We start from the raw sequence: 17405 nt of genomic DNA, 5'->3' as shown, positions 1-17405 counted from the left end.
CCTGGTTTTGCGATGCTGGATAACTGATGACATGAACGGCCAACCGGCCTGACGACAACCCTGGGCTCTCACACGGCTGCAAGGCCGTTCCCCTAATTAGGGTCGTTGGGCATCGATTCTCATCGAGGCGCGGGGGCCACAACCCCAACTCAGACGCCGGATAGATGAAAGCAAGCCAAACACGACATCAACAACAGTATTGCAGAAAAGGGGGTAACCATAGATGTGGGAGCGGGCTTGCCCGCGAAGAGGCCGGAACTGACGCCAGATATCTCCAACCTGCAGAAACAACAAAGCCCGCATCAATGCGGGCTTTGTTTCAAATCCATCCAGGCTTAGAAGCGGAACACTTCCATATCCGTCCGGACCGGCGCGGCCATCGGGATCTTCGGCTGCTTCTCCTGTTCTACCGCAGGTGCTGCCGCCTTGGCTGCCGGCTTGCGCGGGACTTCGGCGATCGGTGGCTGATTGGCCAGCGGCTTCAGCGCCACCGACAGTTGCTCGGCCAGACGTTGCAGCAACACACCCTGAGCCTGAACCTGAGCCGCGGTACTACCGGCATGCTGTTCCTGCAAATGGATGATGCGGTTGTCACGGACCTGTCCGCGACGGTCGATCAAGCGCCATTGCGCGTCGAGGATCGCCGGTTGTTTTGCACCCGAATCCAGGCGCGTGATAGTCAGCAGCACCTGAACATCCGGGGTGAAGCCCACTGTCGCCGGGGCCAGGACTACGCGCTGGCTGTCCAGGCGACCTGCGACCTGACGCAGCAGCAACTGATCGATATCCGACGAAAGGCTGCCTGCCCAACGACCGTCGGTCGAGGCTTGCAGGCTGCCATCGGGCTGACGCTGCAACAGGGTTTCGCGTTGCAGGTAGTCGGCCACGGTGACCGGCCCCAACAATACCGCCATGCCCGCGTTCTGTGCGGGCTGAACCGGACTACCAGCGTCCAGCTGATACAACGACACCGGCTGGTGAACGCTGCAACCCGCCAGGCCAAGAACGCCGGCGAGTAAAAGAATAAAAGGAAGGCGCAGAGCAGTCATCGTCCCATCCAGGTGATCGCTAAAAGGCTGACCACAGTGAAAATACTCAACAAATATGAATAACGCACGGCAATGCCGGCGCTTGAAAGGCCATATCATCCGTGAATATGCGTTCCGACTCCAGCGCAAAGCGCCGAACTACGGGTTAAATCGTAGATCGGCGCCTCTAACTCGCGCTCTTCGGTCAATTGATCGAGTTTTCGACCAGCAGCGCATCGACCCGCTGGAAGCCACGCGGCAATTTGTTGCCACGACGACCGCGTTCACCCTTGTAGTGTTCGAGGTCGTCCGCTTTCAGTGACAAGGTACGTTTCCCGGCCTGCAACACCAGTGTTGCACCGTCCGGCAATACGGCGATGTCCGTCACATACTCTTCGCGACTGGCCACTCGCTCACCGGGAATCCCGATGATCTTGTTGCCTTTGCCCTTACCTAATTGTGGCAGGTCGCTGATCTTGAAGATCAGTAGGCGACCTTCGGTCGTCACCGACGCCAGCCAGTTCTGCTCACGATCGGCCACCGGGCGCGGCAGCATGACCTTGGCATTGTTCGGCAGACTCAACAAGGCCTTGCCCGCCTTGTTCTTGGCTTGCAGGTCTTCACCCTTGACCACGAAACCGTAACCGGCGTCGGAGGCGATCACGTACAGCGCATCGTCTTCCGGCATCAGCACACATTCGAAACTCGCCCCTGGCGGCGGCGTCAGGCGACCAGTCAGCGGTTCACCCTGGCCACGAGCCGACGGCAAGGTGTGGGCGGCCACCGAATAACTGCGACCTGTGGAGTCGATAAACACCGCGAACTGGTTGGAGCGTCCGGCTGCCAGGGCCTTGAAACCGTCCCCGGCCTTGTAGGAAAGCCCCGTGGCGTCGATTTCGTGGCCTTTGGCAGAGCGAATCCAGCCTTTTTCCGACAGCACGACCGTCACTTTCTCGTTCGGCAGCAGATCGTGCTCGGTCAGGGCCTTGGCCTCGGCGCGCTCGACAATAGGCGACCGGCGGTCATCACCGTAGGTTTCCGCGTCCTTGATCAGTTCGCTACGCACCAGTTTCTTCAGTTTGGCTTCGCTGCTCAGCAGGGCTTGCAGCTTGGCTTGTTCCTTGAGCAGTTCATCCTGCTCGGCACGCAGCTTCATCTCTTCCAGTCGCGCCAACTGACGCAGACGGGTGTCGAGGATGTAGTCGGCCTGGATTTCGCTCAGGGCGAAACGCTCGATCAGTTTGGCCCGTGGATGCTCCTCGGTACGGATGATGTGGATCACTTCATCCAGGTTGAGGTAGGCAATCAACAAACCGTCCAACAGGTGCAGGCGACGCTCGACCTTGTCGAGACGGAATTGCAGGCGACGACGCACGGTCTGCACCCGGAACTCCAGCCATTCGACCAGCAGCGCCCGCAGGTTTTTCAGCTGCGGCTTGCCGTCCAGGCCGATGATGTTGATGTTGACCCGGTAGCTCGACTCCAGCTCGGTGCTGGCGAACAGGTGCTGCATCAAGGCATCGTGGTCGAAGTTTTTCCGCGCGCCCGGAATGATCACGATCCGGCACGGGTTTTCGTGGTCGGACTCGTCACGCAAGTCGGCAATTTGCGGCGCTTTGGACGGCTTGGCCTGCATCATCGCGGCGATCTGTTCCAGCACCTTGGCGCCCGAGACCTGATGCGGCAGCGCGGTGACGATGATGTCGCCGTCTTCGATGTGATACACGGCGCGCATACGCACCGATCCGCGACCGGTTTCGTAGATTTTCAGCAGGTCGGCGCGCGGGGTGATGATTTCCGCTTCGGTCGGGTAGTCCGGGCCCTGGATGTGTTCGCAGAGCTGTTCGACCGTGGCCTTGGGCTCGTCGAGCAAGCGCACGCAGGCGGTGGCGACTTCCCGCAGGTTGTGCGGCGGAACGTCAGTGGCCATGCCAACGGCAATGCCAGTGGTGCCGTTGAGCAGAATGTTCGGCAGACGGGCCGGCAAGACCAGTGGCTCGTCCAGCGTGCCGTCGAAGTTCGGCCCCCAGTCCGCCGTGCCCTGGCCCAGTTCGCTGAGCAGTACTTCGGAATAACGCGACAGCCGCGCTTCGGTGTAACGCATGGCGGCGAAGGACTTGGGATCATCCGGCGCACCCCAGTTGCCCTGGCCGTCGACCAGCGTGTAGCGATAGCTGAACGGCTGGGCCATCAGCACCATGGCCTCGTAGCAGGCCGAATCGCCGTGGGGGTGGAATTTACCGAGCACGTCACCGACGGTACGCGCCGATTTCTTGTGCTTGGAATCGGCGTCCAGCCCCAGCTCGCTCATGGCGTAGACGATACGCCGCTGTACCGGTTTCAGGCCGTCGCCGATATGCGGCAAGGCACGGTCCATGATCACGTACATGGAGTAGTTGAGGTAGGCATTTTCGGTGAAGTCAGCCAGCGAGCGGCGTTCTACACCGTCCAGGCTGAGATCAAGGGAGTCGCTCATGCGGGCCTCATCGGTTCGTTGTCTGGCGCAGCAGCATGGTGCCACCGCGCTGGGTAAATTCAAGTTTGTTCAGTGCGCTCATGCCGAGCAACACCTGATCGCCATGCAGCCCCGGGGCCACCAGTGCGCGTACATCCCGCAGCACTATGTCGCCCAGTTGCAGGCGTTCAATATGGGTGCGATAGCCCTGGCTCAAGCCATTGGCCGTGCTCAGGGTCACGCCGAATCCTTCTTCGAGCTTCAAGCGCTTGGCCAGGTCCGCCGGAATCGACACATCAGTCGCCCCGGTGTCGAGCATGAAGTCCACCGGCTGGCCGTTGATCTGGCCGCTGGCGACGAAATGCCCCTGCACATTGCTCACCAGTTTCACCTCGATGAAACCTTCGCCCTGCTCCGAACTGACCACCACATTCGGATTTTGCTGACGCGCTTCCCATTGGCCGAAAAACCGTGTGGCCAGAAACAGCGCCGCACACCAGGCCAGCACCATGAATACCCGGCCGATGCGCTGCCCCGGGGTTTGTTGTCTCATGGCTTGGCACTCCAGCCACCTTCCGGTGCAGCGAAGCGCCAGACCACCGGACGGACTTCGCCATCGGCGCGGGCGCCGAAGTTATTGTCGACACCGATCCAGGCGCCATCGGCATCCACGATCAATGCTTCTTCCAACCCGTAGTTCTGTGGATAACGACGGTTTGCCTGCAACAACTCGGCGGCATACGACCAGCAACGCTCGACCCTGGCCGTCTGCGGATCCCGGCGGCAGATCTGGTAGGCGTTGCGTTCAAGGGTGAACAGCTTGCCGTTGAACAGCGACAGGTCAGAAAAATCCCGCGGTACAGCTTTGGCGTCAGGAAACTGCTCGGGCTGCATTTCCATGCCCGCTTCGCTCAGCAGCACGCAGCCACCGTCGCAATCCCACAACGTCTGCTTGCGTTTGATCATCAGCAATCCGCGCCCTTCACGCTCGGCGGCGAACCACATCTGATCGCCCGCCGGATTGACCGCCAGCCCTTCGAACAATGCATTGAATTGCAACAGCAGGCCTCTGGCCCGTGCCTCGCGAACCAGCATCGGCGAGATCTTCAGCCAGGCGGCGGGCCCCGTTGGCGGCACTTGCAAGACAGCGGCATGGCCTTCACTGACGATGTAACGATTGCCGGCGCTGTCGCAGGTGATGCCCTCGAAGTCCAGATCACCGCCACGCACGAACGAAGCCCCCCAGACGCGAGACTTCAGCCCCCAGGGCAAACCACTGTCAGGCACTGGCGGTGCGTTGATGTGCACCGTTTCGGCCTGCCAGACAGATTCGCTGGTATCCAGGCGGTAGATCTGATTATCGTCGCGGTCGGAAACCGCCCACAGATCATTGCCGCACTGCGCCAGCCCGGACAGGTTGCCGCCGCGCATACCGTCGACGACATGTTCGGACAACAGGCGCAGCTGTGGCGCCGGATCGGCGGATACCGTGTACGACGTCAACAGCAACCCACAAGCCAGGGCAAAGCCCAGACGCATCAGCCCAGCACCTCGGCCAGGTTGCCCTTGGACTCCAGCCAGGTCTTGCGGTCGCCAGCGCGTTTCTTCGCCAGCAGCATGTCCATCATTTCCGAGGTCGCCTCGAAATCTTCCAGGGTCAATTGCACCAGGCGCCGGGTGTTCGGGTCCATGGTGGTCTCGCGAAGCTGCGGCGGGTTCATTTCGCCCAGACCTTTGAATCGTGTGACTTGCGGCTTGCCGCGCTTCTTCTCGGCCACCAGACGATCGAGGATGCCATCGCGTTCGGCTTCATCGAGGGCGTAGTAGATCTCTTTGCCCAGGTCGATGCGGTACAACGGCGGCATGGCCACGTAAACGTGGCCGGCATCCACCAACGGGCGGAAATGCTGGACAAACAGGGCGCAGAGCAGCGTGGCGATGTGCAGACCGTCGGAGTCGGCGTCGGCGAGGATGCAGATCTTGCCATAGCGCAGTTGGCTCATGTCCGCCGCGCCCGGATCGACGCCGATGGCCACGGCGATGTTGTGCACTTCCTGGCTGGCCAGCACTTCGCTGCCGTCGACTTCCCAGGTGTTGAGGATCTTGCCGCGCAACGGCAGGATCGCCTGGAACTCTTTGTCCCGCGCTTGCTTGGCCGAGCCGCCAGCGGAATCACCTTCGACCAGGAACAGCTCGGAACGCATCGGGTCCTGCCCGGCACAGTCGGCCAGCTTGCCCGGCAGCGCCGGGCCCTGGGTGACGCGTTTACGCTCGACTTTCTTGCTCGCCTTCAAACGACGGCCGGCGTTGTTGATCGCCAGTTCCGCCAACGCCAGACCGGTTTCCGGGTTGGCGTTGAGCCACAGGCTGAACGCATCCTTGACTACACCGGAGACGAACGCCGCCGCCTCACGGGACGACAGGCGCTCCTTGGTCTGGCCGGAGAATTGCGGTTCCTGCATCTTCATCGACAACACGAAGGCAATGCGTTCCCAGACGTCCTCCGGCGCCAGCTTCACGCCGCGCGGCAACAGGCTGCGGAATTCGCAGAACTCGCGCATGGCGTCGAGCAGGCCTTGACGCAAACCGTTGACGTGAGTACCGCCCTGGGCTGTCGGGATCAGGTTGACGTAGCTTTCCTGGACCGCGTCGCCACCTTCGGGCAGCCACAGCAGCGCCCAATCCACCGCTTCTTTATTACCGGCCAGGCTGCCGCAGAACGGCTCGTCCGGCAGGCGCTCGAATTCGCTGACCGCATCCACCAGGTAGGAACGCAGGCCGTCTTCGTAATGCCATTCGACTTTCTCGCCGGTGGCCTTGTCTTCAAAACTGACCAGCAGCCCCGGGCACAACACGGCCTTGGCCTTGAGCACGTGCTTGAGGCGGCTGATGGAAAATTTCGGGGAGTCGAAGTATTTCGGATCCGGCGCGAAGAACACGCTGGTGCCGGTGTTGCGCTTGCCGACAGTGCCGACGATTTCCAGCTCGGTGGCCTTGTAGCCATCCTTGAAGGTCATCTGGTATTCGTTGCCGTCACGCTTGACCCGCACCCGCACTTCGGTGGACAAGGCGTTGACCACGGAAATACCTACCCCGTGCAAACCACCGGAGAACTGGTAGTTCTTGTTGGAAAACTTGCCACCGGCATGAAGCTTGGTGAGGATCAACTCGACGCCCGAAACACCTTCCTCAGGGTGAATGTCCACCGGCATGCCACGGCCGTCATCGCTGACTTCCAGAGAATGGTCGGCATGCAGGATCACCTGCACCGATGAGGCATGCCCGGCCAAGGCTTCGTCGACACTGTTGTCGATGACTTCCTGGGCGAGGTGGTTCGGCCGACTGGTGTCGGTGTACATGCCGGGGCGCTTGCGCACCGGGTCGAGGCCCGAGAGGACTTCGATGGCGTCTGCGTTATAAGAGCTAGCGCTGGGAGTGGCCATGGGGTCTCGTCGTCAGTCGTTCATTGAAAATAGGGGCGAGAATTCACAATGCCGTGAAATCGATCGCCTGATACAAATCTGCGCCAATGCCGGCAAAACTCAGCATGGCCGGAAGCTGTGCGGCAAACCTCTGGAAACCATGGTCGCCGCCGGCCTGGATGCGCAAGGCACAGGCCCGGTAATACTGCTGGGCGAGGCGATAGTCCAGCGTTTCGTCAGCCGTCTGCAACCACACCTGATAACGCTGTGGGTCCTGGGGCGCCGGCACTTCCAGTTCGGCCAGGGCCGTCACGTGGTCGTGGGTCATTTCCCAAGTCTCTTCGGTATACAGGTTTTTCTGCGTCCCCAGATAGCCGTCGAACATCCGGTGCGGACCGACGGCGGGGTTGATCAACAGGGCTTTCAAGCCAAGGCGCTCAGCCAGGTGAGTCGCATAGTAGCCGCCGAGTGAGCTGCCGACCAGCAGTGGCCGCCCCAGTTCGACAATCGCCTGTTCCAGTTGCGCAATAGCCTGGCGCGGGTGATGGTGCAACGCCGGAACGCGCAAGTGTTCACTCAGGCCCAGACGCTCCATCACCTCGATCAACTGACAGGCCTTCTTCGACAACGGCGAGCTGTTGAAGCCGTGGATATAAAGGATCGAACCGGACATTTGAGCTCCCTGTGCGTCGGCTAAAGAGGCGGAGTTTACAGGGCGCAGGGAGAAACGGGGATACCCGCAAAAATCAGGTGCCTGCACCGCCGCCATCGCGAGCAAGCTCGCTCCCACACTAGTTTTGCGTCGTTCACAAAATCCCTGTGGGAGCGACGGTGCGACGATTCGACTTGCTCGCGATGGCCGCACCTCGGTTTCCAGAAAAATGAAAAAATCAGTAGCCGTTGGAACCGTAATCCACAGTGAAATCGAACCCGGTAACCCGCTCCACCCCGGTTTCCAGCCGCCCGTCGGGCAGCAGCCGCAACCAGCGATAGCCTGGCGCCTGTTCCCCGACCTTGAAATCCTCGCTGCCCGGCTCGAACTGGATGCAGGTCGAGGGCGAGGCGATCAAACGCACGCCGTTACGTAATTGATCGATTTCCTGGTGCACATGCCCCCACAGCACGGCACGTACCTGTGGAAAACGATCCAGCACGTCAAAAAACGCCTCGGGATTACGCAGGCCGATAGGCTCCATCCATGCGCAACCGATGGACACCGGGTGATGGTGGAAGCACACCAGATGATGGCGATCCGGCGCTTCGCTCAACGAGCGGGCGAGCAACTGCAGCTGTTCATCCTGCAAATATCCCGGCACCGAGCCTGGCACCGCCGAATCGAGCAAGGTGACCCGCCAGTTGCCAATATCCACCACCGGTTCGAGCAAAGCGCTTTGCACCGCCGCCTCGGCCATGATTCGCGGCTCATCGTGATTGCCGGGAATCCAGCGCGCCGGCGCATCAAGCTGGCGCGTCATGTCGCGAAACTGCTGGTAGGACTCCAGCGTCCCGTCCTGGGACAGGTCACCTGTGGCCAGGATCAAGTCAATCCGCGGCTGTTGCCCGCGCACCAGCTCGATGACCTTTTGCAGACTGTCGCGGGTGTTCATGCCCAGCAACGCGCCGTCCGCTTCGGCAAACAGGTGGCTGTCGGAGAGTTGCACCAGCAACGCCGGATCGGCGGTGGTCAATGTGGATACGCTCGGCAAGGCGTTCTCCCAGGGCGTGATCACGGGGATGGGTAAGTGCCGCAATTATGCTGGGGGACGATCGAAAGGGGAAACCTGTGAACCTGACACAGTTCACAACTGCGCTTCACTACTAACGTACTACTTCGTATTCATGCCCCAGCGCCAGGCAATGGCTCAGCCATTCGCCCAGAAACATGTTCAACTGGGCTTTTTCGTCCGGCTGGTGCATCGCGGCGTTCGGGTAAGGATAGATGCCACGAAAGCGTCGCGCATGTTCGGCGCTGACCACTTCGGCCATGCGCGCGTCGTGATAGACCTGTACTTCCAGTTGCGGCACCGGCAGCCAGGGCAGGCTGTGCTCCTGGCGCACTTGCAGGGTCGTGGTGTAAGGACAGGTCAGCAGCACTTCCAGGGCCAGCACACCCAGCATCTGGTCGCCATGGGTCACGGCAATGCGCCGCGCGGCGGGCTCGCTGCGCATGTCCGGCAGCAGTCGCATCAGGCGCGCGTAGTTCGCCTCGCAAGACGCTTGCAGCCCCACCAGGTCCACCCGATAGCGATCGCGCAGCTTGTTTACGACCATAACCCCCTCACTTCAACGCGGTTCAAAGCCAGCCATTGCAAGGCAATGATGCTCGCCGCGTTGGCAATACGTCCGTCGCGTACGGCTTGCAGGGCATCTTCGAAAGCCCAGACCGTGACGCGGATGTCTTCTGCCTCTTCCTCCAGCCCATGCAGGCCGCCAACCCCGGTACTGTCGCAACGCCCCAGGTACAGATGTACGAATTCGTTGCTGCCGCCCGGCGATGGAAAATATTTGAGCATCGGCCAGAGCGCCCCGATTTCAAGCCCAGCTTCCTCCTGCGCCTCGCGGTGAGCAACTGCTTCCGGCACTTCATCCTTGTCGATCAGACCAGCGACCAGTTCGATCAGCCACGGGTTGTCGGTCTTGCCCATGGCTCCGACGCGAAACTGCTCGATCAGCACCACTTCATCGCGCTGCGGATCGTAAGGCAGCATGCAGACCGCGTCATGACGAACGAACACCTCACGATTGATCTCGCGGCTCATGCCCCCGGCGAACAATTCGTGGCGCAAGTGCACTCGTTCGAGTTTGTAGAAGCCCTCGTAGCACTTTTCGCGCCGCACGATATCAACGGCGGTCGGAATGGCGTTGGCAAAATCCTTCATGACTATCCTCGTTACTGCAAATCCTGTTCGAGGCTGCTTTTTTCCTGGGCCTCGACTTCGCGCCATCCTAACGCGCCCGTGATGTTTGATGCAGCTCCTTTCCCGTCAGCGGGATAGACGGTGAGGGCGAAACCCACTCTAATTAGCTTAGTGGCGAACTGACTGCTTTGTTGAGAGTCGAAGCCGGTAACTTTTTGCCTTCCCCTGTTTCAGAAAGGACGCACATGTCGTTTTTCAAAATCGCCTCCGTGGCCGCTATCGCCCTGACCCTGGGCGCTTGCGCGAGTCTGTTCCAGCCCAACTACCGGACGCCGCTGGAAACCACGCGCGATGCCTCCGAGCAACTCAAGCCCGGTTGCAGCAACCCGGATTGCCCGCTGGTCAACATCGACACCCTGCGCTTCCCGGCCGAGCCTGCACTGGACGGCATCATCGAAAAACGCCTGCTGCAAATGACCCGCACCTCGCCTGACGCTCCGGTAGCGCCGACCCTGGAGGCCTATCGCGAGGAGTTTTTGCGCACCGCCGGCCCGCGCAGCAGTAGCTATCTGCAAGCGAAAGTACGTGAGCAGCATGACGGATTGGTGATCGTCGAATTGTCCAGTTACCTGGACACCGGCGGTGACCATGGCACGCCGGGGCGAGGCTTTATCAACTACTCGCGCCAGCAGCATAAAGTGCTGACGTTGTCGGACATGCTGGTGCCGGGGCAGGAAGAAGCGTTCTGGAAAGCGGCTCAGGTGGCGCACAACAACTGGCTGATCAGCACCAAGCTCGATCAGGAACCGGAGTTCGTGAAGAGCTGGCCGTTCCAGAAAACCCGGAACGTGGCACTGACCTACGGCGGGGTGATCCTCAAGTACGAAACCAGCAGCATCGCGCCTTACGCGCTGGGCCATGTCGAACTGAAGATCCCCTACCCTCGTCTTAACGGGATCATCAAGCCCGAGCTGTTTCCCGGCCGTAACTGAAGGCTCGGCCCAGCACAAGCTGCAGCAGCCCTGCCAGGACCAGTGCCGGCAGGGTGGCACCGACATCCGGGTACAGGTTGGCCAGCAAATGATAAGTACTGATCCCGCCCAGCCAAGCGAGCAGCGCCGGCCAGCGTAGCGCGGCCGAGGCCACCTGGCCGCTACGCTTGCGCAGGATGAAGTGGTCCACCAGCACCACGCCGAACAATGGTGCAAACACCGAACCGATCAGCAGCAGGAAGTTCTGGTACTGGGCCAACGGAGCCAGCAGGGCAATCAGCGTGCAGATGACGCCGATGGCCAGGGCCAGGTGCTCGACTTTGGCGCGCAACAGAATCCCGCTGGACACCGCCGCCGAGTGAATGTCGGCAAAGGCGTTTTCCGATTCATCCAAAAGAATCAGCAGCAGCGGAATCCCCAGGCCGGCACCGGCCAGCGCCAGCAACAAGGCATTGACTTCACCGCTTGGCGCGAACGCCAGGGTGTAGGCCACGCCCAGGCTCATCAGCCAGAAATTACCGATGAAGAAACCGATGGCGGTGCCACCGAAGACGTTTTTCGCCCGTTTGCCGAAGCGCGAATAGTCGGCGATCAGCGGCAACCACGAGAGCGGCATGGCAATGGCGATGTCGAAACCCACGGCGAACGGCATCGAACCGTCACCGGCCTGAGCCCACAATGCGGCCAGGTCGGCCTTGGCGAACAGGTTCCAGGTCAGCCAGGTGCAGGCGGCCAGCAGCAGCCAGATACCCCATTTGCGCAGGATCTGCCGCACGAACGTTAGCGGACCGCTGACCGCCAGCAAGGTCGCCAGGGCGCCGAAGAACAGCGTCCAGAGCAGCGGATTCGACAGCAGACTGCCTTCGCTGAACGCTTTGGCGCCCAACAGGCTGGCGGCATCGCGCATGACGATGATTTCGAACGAACCCCAGCCGATCAATTGCAACAGGTTCAGCACCGCCGGCAGGCTCGCGCCTTTGGCACCGAGGCTGAGCTTGAGCGCGGCCATCGACGACAGGCCAGTGTCGCTGCCAATCACGCCGACGGCGGCCAACAGCAGAACACCCACCAGCGTGCCGAGAAAAATCGCCAGCAACGAACCGGACAGCCCCAGGCCCGGCGCGAGCAATGCACCGGTCTGCAACACCATCAGGCCGATGCCGAGGGAAAACCACAGGGAAAACAGATCGCGGCCGCCGAAGACACGTTTGTCGGTCGGCACTGCGACATCAGGTGAATAAGTGCTGGGTTGAATGCTCAAGGGTGTTATCTCAGAGGGACATTTGTTGTTGTGAAGATCGCCATCGCGAGCAAGCTCGCTCCCACAGGGGATCTGTGTCGTTCACAAATCCCCTGTGGGAGCGAGCTTGCTCGCGATGGCGGCGGTGCAAGCACCGCCGACGTCAGGTCAGATCAAACTTTCTGATAAAGCTGACTGCCTTCCTGCTTGAACCGCTCGGCCTGTTCGGCCATGCCCTGGGCGACGTCCACGTCGACCGCTTCGATCCGTTGGTTGGCCGCATACTCGCGGACTTCCTGGGTGATCTTCATCGAGCAGAATTTCGGCCCGCACATCGAGCAGAAGTGCGCGACCTTGGCCGAATCCTTCGGCAGGGTTTCATCGTGATACGAACGGGCGGTGTCCGGATCGAGGCCCAGGTTGAACTGGTCTTCCCAGCGGAATTCGAAACGCGCCTTGCTCAAGGCATTGTCGCGGATCTGCGCGCCCGGGTGCCCCTTCGCCAGATCGGCGGCGTGCGCGGCGATCTTGTAGGTGATGATCCCGGTCTTCACGTCGTCCTTGTTCGGCAAGCCCAGGTGTTCCTTCGGCGTCACGTAGCAAAGCATGGCGCAACCGAACCAGCCGATCATCGCCGCACCGATGCCGGAGGTGATGTGGTCGTAGCCCGGCGCGATGTCCGTGGTCAGCGGGCCGAGGGTGTAGAACGGTGCCTCGTCGCAGCACTCCAGCTGCTTGTCCATGTTCTCTTTGATCAACTGCATCGGCACATGGCCAGGGCCTTCGATCATGGTCTGCACGTCGTGCTTCCAGGCAATCTTGGTCAGCTCGCCGAGGGTTTCCAGTTCGCCGAACTGCGCTTCGTCGTTGGCGTCGGCAATCGAGCCGGGACGCAGGCCATCGCCCAGCGAGAAGCTGACGTCGTAGGCCTTCATGATTTCGCAGATGTCTTCGAAATGGGTGTAGAGGAAGTTCTCTTTGTGGTGCGCCAGGCACCACTTGGCCATGATCGAACCACCCCGGGAGACAATGCCGGTCACGCGCTTGGCGGTCATCGGCACGTAGCGCAACAGCACGCCAGCGTGGATGGTGAAGTAATCGACGCCCTGCTCGGCCTGTTCGATCAGCGTGTCGCGGAACAGCTCCCAGGTCAGGTCTTCGGCCACGCCGCCGACTTTTTCCAGGGCCTGGTAGATCGGCACGGTACCGATCGGCACCGGCGAGTTGCGGATGATCCACTCGCGGGTTTCGTGGATGTGCTTGCCGGTGGACAGGTCCATGATGTTGTCCGCGCCCCAGCGAATACCCCAGGTCAATTTCGCCACTTCTTCTTCGATGGACGAACCCAGGGCGCTGTTGCCGATGTTGCCGTTGATCTTCACCAGGAAGTTACGGCCGATGATCATCGGTTCCAGTTCGGTGTGGTTGATGTTGGCCGGAATGATCGCACGGCCGCGGGCGATCTCGTCACGGACGAATTCGGGGGTGATGATTTTCGGTACGCTGGCGCCGAAGCTGTGGCCCGCGTGTTGCTGGTCCAGCAGGCCGGCGGCGCGGGCCTCTTCCAGCTTCATGTTTTCGCGGATGGCGACGTATTCCATCTCGGCGGTGATGATGCCTTTGCGCGCGTAGTGCATCTGGCTGACGTTGGCACCCGGTTTGGCGCGGCGCGGGTTGTTGACGTGGGCGAAGCGCAGCTTGGCCAGCTCCGGATCGGCAAGGCGCTCCTGGCCGAAGTTGGAGCTCAGGCCGCTCAGGCGCTCGGTATCGCCACGGGATTCGATCCACGGCGAACGCACGTCAGCCAGGCCTTTGCGCACATCGATGATGACATTGGGGTCGGTGTAGGGGCCCGAGGTGTCGTACACCACTACCGGCGCGTTGATTTCGCCGCCGAAGTCGGTCGGGGTCACGTCCAGGCTGATTTCGCGCATCGGCACGAGGATGTCGGGACGACTGCCCTGGACATAAATTTTTTGCGAGCGGGTAAACGGCTTAACCGATTGCTGATCGACCTTGGCCGAGTCACTCAGATTGGTTGCGATTTTTGATTTTGTAGTCATCACGGGCTCTCCAGACACACATCCAGGCAGTGGATTTTTTGTCGGAGCGAACCTGTAAACGAATGGACGCACGGGCGCTGGGAAAACCAGCTGTGCTGTGCTCAATACTCGAGGGGTGTTCGATTGTCGAACAACATCCCGGACGAAGCACAAGAGGACTCGCCGGGTGACGAGAAATCTTGTTCCCTACGCAGGCGCTAACCTGATCAGGTTCAACGGGATCCGAAATTATTCGATCTCAGCCTCATAGCAAGGCACCCCGACAAGAACCCGGCCAGTCTAGACACAACTGGCAAAGAACGCCAATCCCACTGCAAATACCATGATGAATGGCGTAATTACACGCAGTATCAGGATTGTTGCCGCCTGAATGCGCAACTACACTCGCTACGCTGAGCCGGCATTGACGCTGTCAAAGCGGGGCCTTAGCCTTGGCGCTCAAATTACCTCTGTAATATCAATTCTAGGGATCGTCTATGCTGCGCAAACTCTCACTGGCCCTTGCCGTGTCTTGTGCGTCCAACGGATTGGCCTGGGCAGCAGATGCGCCCCTATCGAACAAGACGGACCTGGTCAGCGTTTATCAGGAAGCCGTCAACAACAACGCCGACCTGGCGGCTGCCATCGCCCAATACGGCGCGCAGAAGGAAGTCGTACCCCAGGCCCGCGCCGGGCTGCTGCCGAACCTCTCGGGCGGCGCGAATATTTCCGAGGTGCGTACGGATCTCGATCAGCCATCCTCCACGCTCAACCGCGACGCTCATTCCTACCAGGCCACTTTGGCGCAGCCGCTGTTCCGGGCTGACCGCTGGTTCCAGTTCCAGGCCGCCAAGGAAGTCAACGAACAGGCCGCCCTGCAACTCTCGGCGACCGAGCAAAACCTGATCCTGCAAACCGCTAACAGCTATTTCAACGTGCTGCGCACCCAGGACAACCTGGCCTCGACCAAGGCTGAAGAAGCGGCGTTCAAACGTCAGCTCGATCAATCCAACGAGCGTTTCGATGTTGGTCTCTCGGACAAGACCGACGTATTGAACTCACAAGCCAGCTACGACACCGCACGCGCCAACCGGATCGTTGCGCAGCGCCAGGTGGACGACGCCTTTGAAGCATTGATCACCCTGACCAACCGCCAGTACAACTCGATCTGGGGCATCAGCCATAACCTGCCGATCCTGCCGCCAGTACCAAACGACGCCAAGGCCTGGGTCGAAACGGCGGGCAGGCAGAACCTCAATCTGTTGGCCAGCAACTATGCTGTCAGCGCCGCCGAGCAAACCCTCAAGCAGCGCAAGTCCGGGCACTTGCCAACGGTTGATGCGATAGCCAAGTACGAGAAAGGCGACAACGACGCACTGGGCTTCAGCAACCCGAATAACCAGCCTGTGCCGTTCGGTGGCAACGCCGAGCAAACGACCGTTGGCCTGCAACTGAACATCCCGATCTACAGTGGTGGCTTGATCAACTCCCAGGTGCGTCAATCGTATGCACAGCTGGACCAGACCGAGCAGCAACGCGAATCCCTGCGCCGCAGCATCGTGGAAAATACCCGCGACCTGCACCGCGCGGTGAACACCGATGTCGAGCAGGTACAGGCGCGCAAGCAATCGATCATCTCCAACCAGAGCGCGGTGGAAGCGACTGAAATCGGCTATCAGGTGGGTACGCGAAACATCGTCGACGTGCTGGATGCGCAGCGCCAGCTCTACACCTCGGTGCGCGACTACAACAACACCCGCTACGACTACATCCTCGACAACCTGCGCTTGAAGCAACAGGCCGGCACGTTGAATCCGGGGGACCTGCAAACCCTGGCACGCTGGCTCAATCCCAACTACAACCCGGACAAGGATTTCCTGCCACCAGATCTGGCCAAGGCTGCGGCTGAGCAGTTGAAAGCCCGGCCTTGACCATCAGATTTTAGGCAGCACAAACCTTGTGGGAGCGAGCTTGCTCCGGGCGGCGTTCCGACGATCGCTGACTGACAGGCAACTTAAGTGTTGAATGTTCAGCCGCCATCGCGAGCAAGCTCGCTCCCACAGGATCATTGGCGGACTGAAGAGTTGTCGATCAACCGCCCCAACCCGTCCAGCAACCGCTGCAACGCACCTTGATTAGTGCGCATCACTTTCAACCCGGCCTCTGCCATGCGCTGCGCATCTCGCGGCAGTTCGAATAGACGCTGCACCGCCACCGCCAGCCCTTCAGCATCCTCCACTTCCTGCAACGCCCCGGCACTGCGCAACTGGGCGGCGATTTCGAGGAAGTTGAAAAGATGCGGACCGCTCAACACCGGTTTAGCCAGGGCCGCCGGCTCCAGCAGGTTATGCCCGCCGTTGGGCACCAGGCTGCCGCCGACGAATGCACTGTCCGCCAGGGCATAGAGAAACAGCAACTCGCCCATGGTGTCGCCCAGCAGCACCGACGTATTCGCACTGACCGCATCGCCGCTGGAACGCCGGACCGTGGCAAACCCCTGTTGCTGGCACAACCCGTACACCGAATTGAAGCGCTCCGGATGACGCGGTACCAGAATCAGCAAGGCATCGGGGTGACTGGCCAACAACTGACGATGGGCTGCCAACACCACTTCATCCTCGCCCTCGTGAGTACTGGCGGCGATCCACACCGGTCGCTCCAGCGCCTGCCATTGCCCGCGCAGCTCAACAGCACGCTCCAGCAGTTGCGGGTCGATGGTCAGGTCGAACTTGATCGATCCGGTCACTTCGACGGTTTCCGTCCGCGCGCCGAGGTCGCGCAAGCGTCGGGCTTCGGCTTCGGTCTGTACCGCGAACAGGCTCATCTCGGCCAGCATCGGCTGGGTCAGCTTGGGAAACCGGCCATAGCCCTTGGCCGAACGCTCGGACAGTCGCGCATTGGCCAGCGCCACGGGGATCCCGCGTTTGGCACACTGATGGATATGGTTGGGCCACAGTTCGGTTTCCATGATCACCGCCAGTTTCGGCTGGACCCGATCGAGGAAGCGCCGGGCGGCGCACGGCAAATCGTAAGGCAGATAGCAGTGCTGGATGCGCGGCTCATTGGCGAACAGTGCCAGGATCCGTTCCGACCCGGTCGGTGTCATGCAGGTCACGGTGATCGGCAGATTCGGATAACGCGCCAGCAAGGCGCGGATCATCGGCGCGGCAGCAATGCTTTCGCCCACCGACACGGCGTGCACCCAGATGCCGCCAGGTTTCATCGTCGGCATCGCGCAGGAGAAACGCTCGCCGATGCGCCTGGCATAGGCAGGCGCCTTGCGCGCGCGCAGCCAAAGCCGAATCGCTACCAATGGCAGCCCCAGATAAAACAGCGCGGTGTAGAGAGTTCTATTCATGGCGGCGGAG

At 60.9% G+C, this 17405-nt stretch carries 14 protein-coding genes and 1 riboswitch; of the genes, 2 read left to right on the top strand and 12 right to left on the bottom strand.

All coding sequences use genetic code 11. The annotated features are described in order from the left end of the window. Positions 1-335: 335 nt before the first annotated feature. The 9 genes from AC1DU9_RS14250 to AC1DU9_RS14210 all read right to left on the bottom strand — a co-directional run bounded on the left by AC1DU9_RS14250 (position 336) and on the right by AC1DU9_RS14210 (position 9784). Entirely contained in the window at positions 336-1049 is a 714-nt protein-coding gene (locus tag AC1DU9_RS14250) for a PqiC family protein (RefSeq protein ID WP_223461779.1), read from the bottom strand. Positions 1050-1233: 184 nt separating this feature from the next. Beyond that, on the bottom strand, positions 1234-3504 hold the full coding sequence (parC, locus tag AC1DU9_RS14245) for a DNA topoisomerase IV subunit A (RefSeq protein ID WP_223461777.1): 2271 nt from the start codon (positions 3502-3504) through the stop codon (positions 1234-1236). 7 nt (positions 3505-3511) lie between these two features. Continuing rightward, positions 3512-4036: a retropepsin-like aspartic protease family protein gene (locus AC1DU9_RS14240; RefSeq protein ID WP_477810358.1), complete on the bottom strand. Its 525-nt coding sequence runs from the start codon at positions 4034-4036 to the stop codon at positions 3512-3514. After that, positions 4033-5022 (bottom strand): esterase-like activity of phytase family protein, encoded by a 990-nt coding sequence (locus AC1DU9_RS14235; protein WP_223461772.1) that lies wholly within the window; start codon positions 5020-5022, stop codon positions 4033-4035. Before AC1DU9_RS14235 ends, AC1DU9_RS14240 begins: the two co-directional genes overlap by 4 nt. Continuing rightward, on the bottom strand, positions 5022-6926 hold the full coding sequence (parE, locus tag AC1DU9_RS14230; RefSeq protein WP_223461770.1) for a DNA topoisomerase IV subunit B: 1905 nt from the start codon (positions 6924-6926) through the stop codon (positions 5022-5024). Before parE ends, AC1DU9_RS14235 begins: the two co-directional genes overlap by 1 nt. A gap of 43 nt (positions 6927-6969) precedes the next feature. Further along, positions 6970-7578, bottom strand: coding sequence for a YqiA/YcfP family alpha/beta fold hydrolase (locus tag AC1DU9_RS14225; protein WP_477810357.1), 609 nt, complete (start codon positions 7576-7578; stop codon positions 6970-6972). 217 nt (positions 7579-7795) lie between these two features. Then, positions 7796-8611: a 3',5'-cyclic-AMP phosphodiesterase gene (cpdA, locus tag AC1DU9_RS14220; RefSeq protein ID WP_223461766.1), complete on the bottom strand. Its 816-nt coding sequence runs from the start codon at positions 8609-8611 to the stop codon at positions 7796-7798. A 112-nt stretch (positions 8612-8723) separates the two neighbouring features. Next, positions 8724-9176, bottom strand: a complete 453-nt coding sequence (locus AC1DU9_RS14215; protein WP_108218392.1) for a DUF1249 domain-containing protein — start codon at positions 9174-9176, stop codon at positions 8724-8726. Further along, positions 9167-9784 carry an NUDIX domain-containing protein gene (locus tag AC1DU9_RS14210; protein WP_477810356.1) on the bottom strand — a complete coding sequence of 206 codons (618 nt, stop codon included), beginning with the start codon at positions 9782-9784 and terminating at the stop codon, positions 9167-9169. Before AC1DU9_RS14210 ends, AC1DU9_RS14215 begins: the two co-directional genes overlap by 10 nt. Positions 9785-10008: 224 nt before the next feature. On the opposite strand from AC1DU9_RS14210, the gene AC1DU9_RS14205 reads away from it, so the two are divergent. Next, complete coding sequence (locus tag AC1DU9_RS14205; protein ID WP_223461760.1) at positions 10009-10755, top strand: RsiV family protein; 747 nt, start codon at positions 10009-10011, stop codon at positions 10753-10755. Here the strand turns inward: AC1DU9_RS14205 and cytX are convergent. Together cytX and thiC are read right to left on the bottom strand one after the other, a co-directional pair. Then, a complete protein-coding gene (cytX, locus tag AC1DU9_RS14200; RefSeq protein WP_223461758.1) occupies positions 10724-12016 on the bottom strand; it encodes a putative hydroxymethylpyrimidine transporter CytX in 1293 nt (430 codons plus the stop codon). The two genes, AC1DU9_RS14205 and cytX, sit on opposite strands and share 32 nt — an antisense overlap. A gap of 152 nt (positions 12017-12168) precedes the next feature. After that, positions 12169-14058, bottom strand: a complete 1890-nt coding sequence (gene thiC / locus AC1DU9_RS14195) for a phosphomethylpyrimidine synthase ThiC (RefSeq protein ID WP_223461757.1) — start codon at positions 14056-14058, stop codon at positions 12169-12171. 166 nt (positions 14059-14224) lie between these two features. After that, positions 14225-14330, bottom strand: a riboswitch (TPP riboswitch). Positions 14331-14534: 204 nt separating this feature from the next. Here thiC and AC1DU9_RS14190 point away from each other — a divergent pair. Continuing rightward, positions 14535-15968, top strand: coding sequence for a TolC family outer membrane protein (locus tag AC1DU9_RS14190; protein WP_223461755.1), 1434 nt, complete (start codon positions 14535-14537; stop codon positions 15966-15968). Between the two features lie 134 nt (positions 15969-16102). On the opposite strand, the gene waaA is transcribed toward AC1DU9_RS14190, so the two are convergent. Further along, positions 16103-17395, bottom strand: coding sequence for a lipid IV(A) 3-deoxy-D-manno-octulosonic acid transferase (waaA, locus tag AC1DU9_RS14185; protein WP_223461753.1), 1293 nt, complete (start codon positions 17393-17395; stop codon positions 16103-16105). Between the last annotated feature and the right edge of the window lie 10 nt (positions 17396-17405).

The organism is Pseudomonas sp. P4_C1 (assembly GCF_056402155.1).
Note: the sequence above shows the minus strand (reverse complement) of the source record. Positions and strands in the feature narration are given on the sequence as shown.

Bases quoted from the DNA above. Each gene is read 5' to 3' on its own strand.
- AC1DU9_RS14250 (WP_223461779.1), bottom strand. From the start codon at position 1,049: ATGACTGCTCTGCGCCTTCCTTTTATTCTTTTACTCGCCGGCGTTCTT.
- parC (WP_223461777.1), bottom strand. From the start codon at position 3,504: ATGAGCGACTCCCTTGATCTCAGCCTGGACGGTGTAGAACGCCGCTCG.
- AC1DU9_RS14240 (WP_477810358.1), bottom strand. From the start codon at position 4,036: ATGAGACAACAAACCCCGGGGCAGCGCATCGGCCGGGTATTCATGGTG.
- AC1DU9_RS14235 (WP_223461772.1), bottom strand. From the start codon at position 5,022: ATGCGTCTGGGCTTTGCCCTGGCTTGTGGGTTGCTGTTGACGTCGTAC.
- parE (WP_223461770.1), bottom strand. From the start codon at position 6,926: ATGGCCACTCCCAGCGCTAGCTCTTATAACGCAGACGCCATCGAAGTC.
- AC1DU9_RS14225 (WP_477810357.1), bottom strand. From the start codon at position 7,578: ATGTCCGGTTCGATCCTTTATATCCACGGCTTCAACAGCTCGCCGTTG.
- AC1DU9_RS14215 (WP_108218392.1), bottom strand. From the start codon at position 9,176: ATGGTCGTAAACAAGCTGCGCGATCGCTATCGGGTGGACCTGGTGGGG.
- AC1DU9_RS14210 (WP_477810356.1), bottom strand. From the start codon at position 9,784: ATGAAGGATTTTGCCAACGCCATTCCGACCGCCGTTGATATCGTGCGG.
- AC1DU9_RS14205 (WP_223461760.1), top strand. From the start codon at position 10,009: ATGTCGTTTTTCAAAATCGCCTCCGTGGCCGCTATCGCCCTGACCCTG.
- thiC (WP_223461757.1), bottom strand. From the start codon at position 14,058: ATGACTACAAAATCAAAAATCGCAACCAATCTGAGTGACTCGGCCAAG.
- AC1DU9_RS14190 (WP_223461755.1), top strand. From the start codon at position 14,535: ATGCTGCGCAAACTCTCACTGGCCCTTGCCGTGTCTTGTGCGTCCAAC.
- waaA (WP_223461753.1), bottom strand. From the start codon at position 17,395: ATGAATAGAACTCTCTACACCGCGCTGTTTTATCTGGGGCTGCCATTG.